Genomic DNA, 9,509 nt, shown 5'->3' on the forward strand with positions numbered 1-9,509 from the left:
TCTGGATTTACATAGCCCGGTGGAAGGAAAAATAGAAATTAAAATCAGATGATAAAAAAATATAGAAAAAAGAATTGACAATTGAATTCTACAGTTGTAGAATACAATTAACTTCTACAGATGTAGAAAATAAAATTCTAGGAGAATCCACGATGAAGACAAAATTTATGACACTTATGACGGTAGCAACACTTGGGATTTTTTCAGCTGCAACGGTTATGGCAGCAGGAAATAACGATTTCTATACACAGCCGCCGGCTGGATCTGAATGGGAAAAAGCAGATACGGAAGGTACCTATGCAAGCTATACGAACGGAAATGATTATGTAAATATCTATAAATATTCACTGGAGGATGTCAAAACAGGGATTGCCAAATGCAATGACACATACGATGCCTGCTATCAGACAATTTATTCAGAGGGAAACAGCCTGTATATGGCAGTGGGATATGCAAAAGATGCAGATGACATCAGTGACGTCAGAAAATTTGTAGAATATATTTCTTATCCTGGAAATCCTTCACTTACCAGACAGGAGAATGAAAACCAGACCGATGATTCTTCTGATGATTCTGATAAGACAACTACAGATACTGCCAGTCAGAAGTCAGGAGGAGATTCAGATTCCTCCGATACAGAAGAAAATGCTTCTGCAAAATCCTCGGACAGCAATGATGATTCCGATATCCTTTCTACCTCACCAATGACATTAGTTGACAGTGATGGAAATACCATTGAGATTAATTACATTCTTCACAAAGATTATTCTTGTGAATATCGTGGAGATGATGGAATGAACTATACCGATAATGGGGATGAAACTTATACCGACGAAAATGGAAATACCTACTCAGCTCTGAATGATGATACTCATCATCTGGGACATACGTTGGAACAGCATGACCTTCAGGATGCAAACGGTAATACTGTGACGGTTACAGAAACTACAAATGGTGATTATTATTTCCAGGACGAAAATGGTACAGGATTTACGGACAACGGAGACGGGACATGGAGTGATGAAAATGGCAGCAGTTATACAGAAATAGACTGATAGTGGTCAGTAGTTGCAGGAATGGCAAGGGCATTTGCAAATTGTGCAAAAGCCCTTGCCATTTCCGTGAACCGTGATAAAATAGAATTATTCCTACATTTGTAGAAAATATGTAACAGGAGGGATGAAAAAGTGAAAAAAACTTACCAGAGACTTCCGGAATCAGAGCTGGATATTATGCTTGTTCTTTGGAATAATACTCCGCCGATGACCAGACCGGAGATTGAGAAAGTGATCAATATGAAGAAAAAGCTTGCATCAACAACAATTTTGTCATTGCTGACCAGATTGGAGAACAAAAATTTCGTGGAAGTGACGAAACAGGGAAAAATGAATCTGTATACACCCCTGGTTTCGCAGTCAGATTATCAGGCACATGAAAGCCAGAGTGTTCTTGAGAAACTTTATGGGAATTCACTAAAAAAGTTTGTAACTTCACTTTATCATGGAAAGAAGATCAGCTCGGAAGAAGTCCAGGATCTCAGTGAATTTCTTAAGAACCTGGAGGACAGGGAGGAATAGCGAATTATGGAAGTTCTTATTCTGCACATTCTGAAACTGAATGTTATTGCAGCAGTAGTAATTTTACTGGTAAAAGTGCTTGCGACTCTGTTTAAAGGACGTGTATCAGCGAGATGGAAGTACCTTATCTGGCTGTTGATTACGATAAGCCTTTGTGTTCCGGTGCGCCTTCCGGCGAATCTGGCACTGGTGGATTTCAAAGTACTTAGAAGCAGTCAACAGAATACGCAAAGCCCGAAGATAACGGATTACGCAGTCAGACCAGAGGAAAGTCAGAAGATAACAGAAAACGTATCATCTGCGAGCAAAGACATGAAAAATCTGACAGAAATCCCGGAACAAAAGAGAACTGTCAGGTACGAATCAGATAAATGGCTGGGAATTGTGGCTTTGATTTTTGCTGCTGTCTGGCTGAGCGTAGCGGTACTTAAACTGACGGGAGAATTGCTGGCATATTATTTTTCTATAAGGAATCTGGAACGGATGAGTCTGCAGGTAAGTGATACGGTGAGTATTCAGATGTACCGTGCAGCGTGTCAAAAGAAGCACGTACGCAGAATACCGGAACTCAGGCAAAACGCAGGTCTTACCACACCGCTTCTTGCAGGACTTTTACATACAAAATTGTATCTACCAGCAACCGGGTATTCAGCAGAAGAAAGAAAACTTATCTTTTACCATGAACTTACACATTATTGCCATCGGGATCTCTGGTATAAGATGCTCCTTCGAATCTGTGCATCGATATACTGGTTCAATCCCTTTCTTCTTATCATGCTGAAAGAAGCGGATAAGGATATTGAGAATCTGTGTGATACAGCAGTTGTTCGCAGAGTTAATAAAAAGGAACATAAATTATATCGACAGCTGCTTCTCAGGACAGTAGCCATGGAAAATCAGATTCCATATGTGACAGCAAGTCTTAATGACAGCGAAATGGTGTTTAAAGATCGGATTCTGTATATGGTGAACATTCGGAAACTCCGCAAAGGAATTCTTCCGGGAATTCTTGTGACGCTGCTGCTTGCAGGCGGTAATCTGGTATTTAATGTCTCTGCCGGGACAGATACAGTTTCAGTAGAGACGGAGAAGTCTGGTATTGAAAAAAATGCAGATCCAGAGAAAAATAATGTACCGGATTATGCACCATTTTCTGAAATGGTAACTATGCAGAAAGCTGCTGAAACCCAGGACGAAGGAGGAGTGACAGAGAATACAGATACAGAGGATTCTGTAGACGAAGAGGAAAAAGCAGATGCGGAAACAAACGATGAACCTGCCATGGAAAACAGCGGACAGGTAAGTGAAACGACCGATGATGGAATTACCTCTGACAACAACGGGTCTGTTTCATCTTATGAAAATCTGCCAGCAGGCGTACCATATACCAGTGGATTCAGTACTACTTCCGGTGTAGCATCAATTGTAGCACCGGGTGGAGGAGATGAAGAATCCAGAGTTCTTTACGATAACGGAGATGGGACCTATTCTGATTATTATGGGAGCCGATACAGTTATCAGGGAGATGGAAACTGGGCAGATGCCAATGGAAATTCATATCGTACCTGGAATGACGAAGGTTATCATTTCGGAAACCAACTGGAACAGCATGAACTCCAGGGCAGTAACGGTACTGTTAATGTAATAGAAACAACAAACGGAGATTATTATTATTGTGACGCAGATGGGGTCGGATACACAGACAATGGTGACGGCACCTGGACGGATGAGAATGGGAACATCTATACAGAATAAAGGATTTGTCCGATCGATGCATATTCAAATGATATTATTTCAGAAGAGGTATTGTATATGACCTACAATTTAGTAGAAATTCAGAAAAGACAGGAATCTACTGACAAATTTGTTCAGAAAGTTGGTAAAACTTTATGGCATTACACTTCTTTTCCAGCCTTGGATGGAATTTTAAGGAAAAAAAAGATTTGGTTTGGCAGCGCAACGAATGTGAATGATGCAAAAGAAGTGATTGGGTTTATTGATAACCTGAAGCAGAACATTGAGAACGGTCTTACCCAAAACAATATAAAACCCAAATGTGATGTTGATAAAATATTTAAAGAAATATATGACAGAACATCGCAAAAACACCTTTTTATGTTCTGTTTGTCACAGGCATTAGACGATGCAGCTCAATGGGACCGCTATGCCGATCATGGACGTGGTGTTGCAATAGAATTCAATACCGAAGCATTGCACAACCTGTTATATTATCATGGGATGATCATTGGCGAACAGTATTATACTCAGGAGACCAGGGATCATGAATTATACAAATTATTGTCTTCATATATTTCCACTGGAATTCTGGAAGGATTTTCCAACTTAGATGGATTCATTGATAATTTAGCATTATGTGCCCTTATTCACAAACATCCTACATTTACTGCTGAAAAGGAAATCCGAATCGCACCATATTTTGTAACGGACAACGATCCTCATATCGAATACAAAACATTCAATATAATAAAAGAGTTCTACATTTTAGATTTACAAAAAGTCTTAGAAACAGAAAATATGCACAGGGAAGATATTATCAATTCAATTATTATCGGACCACGTTCATCCCAGAATCCAAAAGATTTGGAAAACTACTGCAGACATCTTGGGTTGCATAAACTGGCTCAAAATATAAAAGTATCTGATTGTCCATTGCGTTAATAGATAAGAGGTTCCACTTACAGTGTGGAATCTCTTTTTCTGTCGAAACTCATTTAATGATTTTTGTTGTTGTCGGTTGCTTCATATAGTACACTGTCGTTATAATTATTAACCGGCAATGGAAAGAATGAGGAAATCGTATTGGATACCACAGATTACACTTCATGTGCAGAGATCGAAGAAGCAAAGAAAGCGTTTTTCGAAACCAAAAGGAATCGAAAAACGCTTTTTCATATATGACATATAAAAAAATGGGATCATAAACGATAGCATATTATTTGCGAATATCTACTAGTCCCTTTTTCAGTATATATTCAGAGAACTCATATGAAGCTCCGTCTCCAGTCACATTCAGATACAGATTTTTGAGGTCGCTTTCATTTACGATCCAGGCCATGTTCAGCTGTACACTTTCGCCTGGTTTTATAGAGGAAATGTAGTTTCCACCATTGCCATAATTTTCAGAGACACTATAATATACCATTCCTCCAGTCTTTGCCACGCCGTCCCAGCTAATGTAGTCATAGCCATCGCCGGCCTGTTCTGTTGGAATGTAAAGCTGTACTTTTCCATTTTCCTTAGTCAGGGTCAGTAAAGCACCAAGATAAAGCATATGGTCGATTTCCTCATTTGAATGATTGGTATAGGTAACTGTAACATAGACCAGTTTCTGATTCACTTCCTCTGACTTCACAATTTCATCCAGGGAATCGATTCCGTCGCCAGATTTCACATAATTCAATGTGTTTGTAGATAGCTTTCCATCAGCATCAATGGCTTCCGCCCATTCTTGTGGTATTTTGTCCGGATCGAGAAGCTGAAGATCATCAGAAATTTGAACAGAATCTACCTTTGCAGAAATCGTTTTTTCCAGATATTCACCATTTGTGTTTTCACCAATCACATCCAGATCAAAGGTGTCACCAATTTGGTAAATGGGTAGTTTTTTCTCATTTACAGAAGTACTTATTTCATCATTATCATCTTCTGTCTTTTCAGATATCATCTCTCCGCTCCATGTAGGCAATCCGGCGGTCTTTACCATAGTCGTGTTTCCCTCAATCACCAGATTTTCTGCAACTTTTATGGCTTCATCCTTTGACACATCATCTCCGATGTAGATCATAAGCACACGATATAAATCCGGGCAGACAAGATAAATTCTCTGGTTAAGAGCCCCGTTTTCGGTAATGCTATTATATTTGAGATATATCCCCTGGTATTTTCCAAATGTACGCTCTTCACTATCAATAACATTCTGATCCTGTACTACCTGTCCCAGATCATTTTTATCCAACAGGACAAATGAAAAACTGAACCCGCCAGTCATGCCATGCTCAGGATATTGGAGATGGTACTCGTCAATCCAGCTCATGCCCTCCGGAACATATTTAGCAGACAGATCTACCTCTGGGACCTCATCTGGAAGTACGGTCTTCTTTGCTGCATCACCAGCATCAATTTTGACTGAAACACCATAAGAACCCTGTTTTTCCAAAAACCAGTGATACAGATTTACTCCTGCATATACTGCCGTGGAAACTGCCAGTGCACACGCAGCTGCCACTGCGGCAACTTTCGGAGCTGTCCATCGTTTTCTTCTTCGCAGATTCGCCACTTTATTATCCGCCAGCTGCTTTGCTACCTCATTTTGAATCATATTATGGATAAAATCCGGTGTTTCGGGAATATCGTTTTTCATATCTTCTAATCTCATATTGACACCTCCTGTAATTCCTGCCTTAATTTTCCTCTTGCCCTTGCAAGTCTCTTTTGAACGGCACCTTCCGATATTTCAAGGATCTGGGCGATTTCTTTTACACTGAAATCTTCTATATAGTATAGAATAACGGGTAAACGCAGTTCCTCTTTTAAGGAATTTACGGCTGTATATAATTCACTGTAATTCTTTGTTTTTTCTAATTCCGGTTCCTGTCTGTCAGCTAGATTTTCCAATGGGATAAATTTACTGGATTTACGCACAAGACTGTAACATTCGTTGATTAAGATACGGATTAACCAGGTCCGGGCATAGTTATCGTTTTTTAATGTACCGACGTTGGAAAAAGCCTTCACAATTGTTTCCTGAATAGCATCTGCACAGTCATAGTCACTAAATAAAATTGTTTTTGCAGTTGAGTATAATTGTCTTTCTGAATCTAGGATCAGAGATCCAAGTTGTTCCTTTGTCATTTAAACACCACCTCTTTTTTTGCCAGCCAGCATTTTCTTTACATCTATTAGACGTGCAGAAATCAAAAATATCCCTAATAATTTATTCTTTTTCTTATAAATGGACAAGTTCGTGGTTTTGCACAAAAAAATGTCTACTTTCAATAGTATTCCATAATGAATGAGATAACTACCAAAAAGATTAATCATTTGTTGGACATTCTTTCGCTCTCCGATGTGAAAAAGAAAAAAATCTCCAATCTGTCAAGCGGATTGAGGGCAAGGTTTGGAACTGCATAATTCCGACCTCAAAGCTGCCGGAATGTGAAATGCGGCTGCGCATTATCAATCAGCGAGGCGAAGATCACAATCAGGTTTCTATTCGTTATCTGTCCGAACACTTGGAAATTGATGAATCTGTTACAACGGAACCACGATTGGAAGATCTGTATCTGTGGTTGTTTCCGCAGACAGATTTGGAAAAGGAGGACAGATAATATGCGACCCCGGATAGGATCAAATCGGCTTTGGAAACTTATCAAAGCTGCGGTCGAGAATATGGGCCGGTCGAGGAAGATGGCTTTCATCTGGCTGTATATATTGGAAAAATCGTCCCGATCCGTCCCTTACTGAACGGTCTGTCCGAAGCGTTTGCTGATCCATTAACAGACATTGGTGCTGATTTAATGGATATTGACCCGAATGACATTAACGGAGCCTATTATGAAAAGTGCGCAAAACATTTACAGGATGTCATGCGGAACGAGCAAAGAGAAAACGAAACCGCACAGCAGAAAGCTCTTGAAAAATATTCAGAACTTGATACGCCATTTTATCTTCATTCTGGAATTTCAAAAGATGCATTTGATTATATTGAGTTTTATATTTTGTTCCTTGCTATTTTGTGTGTGGCAATCGCAGCATCTACTTTCGCCGGAGAATATCAAACGGGCGGTGACAGCATCCTGCGAACCACCAAATACGGGCATAAACAATTAGCAATTACCAAAATTCTGGCGGCATTTACACTTTTCGTTGTTACTTTCCTTGTCGGGATCACGGTACACATTCTGATTTTAGATGCAGCGTTCGGGACGGATTGCTTAAAAACATCGTTTCAGATGCGATACTCTATCATTAATCTGCCAAACATCAATCTGGGGCAGTTGCAGATAATTCTCGCAGCAGCGGGCTTACTTTCTGTATTAGCAACGGTTAGCTGTACGTTGTTCCTGTCTGCAAAATGTAAAGACACATTGACAGTTTTGCTGATCTCTATTGTAGTTCTTCTCATGCCGCTTTTTGCTTATGTAGCGATGGGAGCAACATGGCTCTCTACCATACTTCCATCTGCCGGAATTGGTATGCAGAACAATTTCCTTTCTCAGCTTGCAGATTTCAATTATCTGAATATCGGTGGAATGAGTTTCTGGACACCGCATGTTATTTTGATTTCGGCAGGAATTGAATTATTTGTGTTTACATTCTTGGCGATTCATTCCTATTGCAGACATCAGGTAGCATAAAAGAAGTTCAAAATAGAACGAATAGGTTATCTGCAGCGCGACGGCAAAAGAAAAAAAGCCGTCGCAGAGCAGACACATTTTCACGCGCCTATGAAACGGCGGCTTTGATTTTCAGAGCCGCCGTTTCTTTGCATTTGCACAAACCTATGATGAATTTTCCGGAAATATTGTGGTTAATAGCGATTTAAACTGTTGTATTTGTTTAAAAATTAAAAAATATCTAATGAGTCTTCCGCATCTATCCACATCTGCAAATTTCCATCAAGATATAATTTTGCATATTCAAGAGGTTCATCAATGGCGAGTGCGTTTAATGCACAGTCTGATCCTGGTGTGGTTTTTAAGTTCTTTTCAGCTTCCCAACAGTCAATGCGGAGCATATAGCCAACAGAGGTGTAAACATCAATACTGTTGCGCTTGGGATTGTATTCTGCAAATATTGTTCTCATCGTATCAAATCTCCTTATCGTTAAATCAATCATTTGTTGCAAAAATCAGAAGCATTTCAATCAGTTCACAATGTCACTTTTATTTTGTGTTATACTGTTTTATATAATTTTCTTGCCCTTGTTTTTGCCCTTATCAGAGTTCGTAAACACTGGTGGGACGATATAACGCAAGGGAAACAATAAGGGAAAGCTCACCTGCGATAAACTTTGTGTTTTCAAGGGATTGAGAGATATTTGATAATAAAATATAACAGTTATTAAATCCCTTGGAATATATGAAATCTCAATTCCAGTTTTTCGTTCTCTGCGACTTCCCAATAAACGGGAAGTTGGTTACTTCTTGTAATTCATTTTCTTACTTAACACCCCAAACAAAGCCAATAAAAATATTCCAATTCCAAGCAATACGCCAGCCACTTTCATTAATTCATTGTTTGTATACTCTGTATCCGGAAGAATCCCATACTTGTAATAAGAATAACTAACATGGTCTGTGGTATATGCAGCTATGGAATCTCCTACATTATATTCCGAATATACAAATCCCGGTACTTGCATTCGCTTGTGATAATCATTCACTTTTCCATTGTTGTAGTAGAAGAAATAATTCTGAGATATCGTATCAGCCGAAGCATCTTCAGCCCTTTTACCTGTAATCACAATATCCTCCATATAGTAATCTTCTCCCAGTACCATCTCTTCCATTTGTGTATTAAATGCTTTAGATGTCAAAAGTATATTTATCCAGACTGTAATGAAAGCTATACTTAAAATAATGAAACAAATCCAAAACAAAATTTTCTTTTGATTTCCAGTTAATATTTCTTTTGATTCTTTGTGCTCAACCAATTTATTACTCATTCCATAATACCTCTAAAGTACTTTTTCCTTCTTCCTTCCCTTCGTCCAAGAAGTGTATCTCACTCAAAGAACTCGGTCAATCCCGATTTCTCAGTTTCAAAAAATGGCATTTATCGTCTTGTTCCATTCTTATCAAAATTCTTTTTTAATGCTATTTCTGTTGGGAGAATAGACCCAATTAAAGGAATAAGTTGAACACCACAGATAATTCCTCCTATACTCCCAACACAATCTTCATTTTTTCC

General features: G+C 39.0%; 10 protein-coding genes. 6 read left to right on the forward strand and 4 right to left on the reverse strand.

The genetic code is table 11. The features are described 5' to 3' along the window. Positions 1 to 152 precede the first annotated feature (152 nt). The 4 genes from GPK88_RS06110 (at position 153) to GPK88_RS06125 (ending at position 4,256) form a co-directional block, all read left to right on the forward strand. Entirely contained in the window at positions 153 to 1,055 is a 903-nt protein-coding gene (locus GPK88_RS06110) for a hypothetical protein (protein WP_173772251.1), read from the forward strand. Positions 1,056 to 1,187: 132 nt separating this feature from the next. Next, positions 1,188 to 1,577, forward strand: a complete 390-nt coding sequence (locus GPK88_RS06115) for a BlaI/MecI/CopY family transcriptional regulator (RefSeq protein ID WP_026649345.1) — start codon at positions 1,188 to 1,190, stop codon at positions 1,575 to 1,577. Between the two features lie 6 nt (positions 1,578 to 1,583). Next, complete coding sequence (locus GPK88_RS06120) at positions 1,584 to 3,332, forward strand: M56 family metallopeptidase (protein WP_173772248.1); 1,749 nt, start codon at positions 1,584 to 1,586, stop codon at positions 3,330 to 3,332. A gap of 57 nt (positions 3,333 to 3,389) precedes the next feature. Beyond that, the gene (locus tag GPK88_RS06125) at positions 3,390 to 4,256 is read left to right on the forward strand and encodes a DUF2971 domain-containing protein (RefSeq protein WP_059085782.1); all 867 of its coding nucleotides are present in this window, start codon (positions 3,390 to 3,392) and stop codon (positions 4,254 to 4,256) included. Positions 4,257 to 4,530: 274 nt separating this feature from the next. On the opposite strand, the gene GPK88_RS06130 is transcribed toward GPK88_RS06125, so the two are convergent. Together GPK88_RS06130 and GPK88_RS06135 are read right to left on the reverse strand one after the other, a co-directional pair. Continuing rightward, the gene (locus GPK88_RS06130; protein ID WP_059085783.1) at positions 4,531 to 5,973 is read right to left on the reverse strand and encodes a DUF4367 domain-containing protein; all 1,443 of its coding nucleotides are present in this window, start codon (positions 5,971 to 5,973) and stop codon (positions 4,531 to 4,533) included. Then, positions 5,970 to 6,449 carry a sigma-70 family RNA polymerase sigma factor gene (locus GPK88_RS06135; RefSeq protein ID WP_055056121.1) on the reverse strand — a complete coding sequence of 160 codons (480 nt, stop codon included), beginning with the start codon at positions 6,447 to 6,449 and terminating at the stop codon, positions 5,970 to 5,972. Before GPK88_RS06135 ends, GPK88_RS06130 begins: the two co-directional genes overlap by 4 nt. 308 nt (positions 6,450 to 6,757) lie before the next feature. Between GPK88_RS06135 and GPK88_RS18825 the strand changes: the two genes are divergently transcribed. Together GPK88_RS18825 and GPK88_RS06145 are read left to right on the forward strand one after the other, a co-directional pair. Beyond that, positions 6,758 to 6,925: a hypothetical protein gene (locus GPK88_RS18825; protein WP_242859014.1), complete on the forward strand. Its 168-nt coding sequence runs from the start codon at positions 6,758 to 6,760 to the stop codon at positions 6,923 to 6,925. A 30-nt stretch (positions 6,926 to 6,955) separates the two neighbouring features. After that, complete coding sequence (locus GPK88_RS06145) at positions 6,956 to 7,954, forward strand: ABC transporter permease (RefSeq protein WP_252197693.1); 999 nt, start codon at positions 6,956 to 6,958, stop codon at positions 7,952 to 7,954. 209 nt (positions 7,955 to 8,163) lie between these two features. Here the strand turns inward: GPK88_RS06145 and GPK88_RS06150 are convergent, their stop codons facing one another. Together GPK88_RS06150 and GPK88_RS06155 are read right to left on the reverse strand one after the other, a co-directional pair. Beyond that, positions 8,164 to 8,403: a DUF6061 family protein gene (locus tag GPK88_RS06150; protein WP_041254325.1), complete on the reverse strand. Its 240-nt coding sequence runs from the start codon at positions 8,401 to 8,403 to the stop codon at positions 8,164 to 8,166. Between the two features lie 333 nt (positions 8,404 to 8,736). Next, positions 8,737 to 9,264 carry a hypothetical protein gene (locus tag GPK88_RS06155; RefSeq protein WP_005342546.1) on the reverse strand — a complete coding sequence of 176 codons (528 nt, stop codon included), beginning with the start codon at positions 9,262 to 9,264 and terminating at the stop codon, positions 8,737 to 8,739. Between the last annotated feature and the right edge of the window lie 245 nt (positions 9,265 to 9,509).

Origin of the sequence: Blautia sp. MCC269 (assembly GCF_018785655.1) — a bacterium.
Taxonomy (GTDB): domain Bacteria; phylum Bacillota; class Clostridia; order Lachnospirales; family Lachnospiraceae; genus Blautia_A.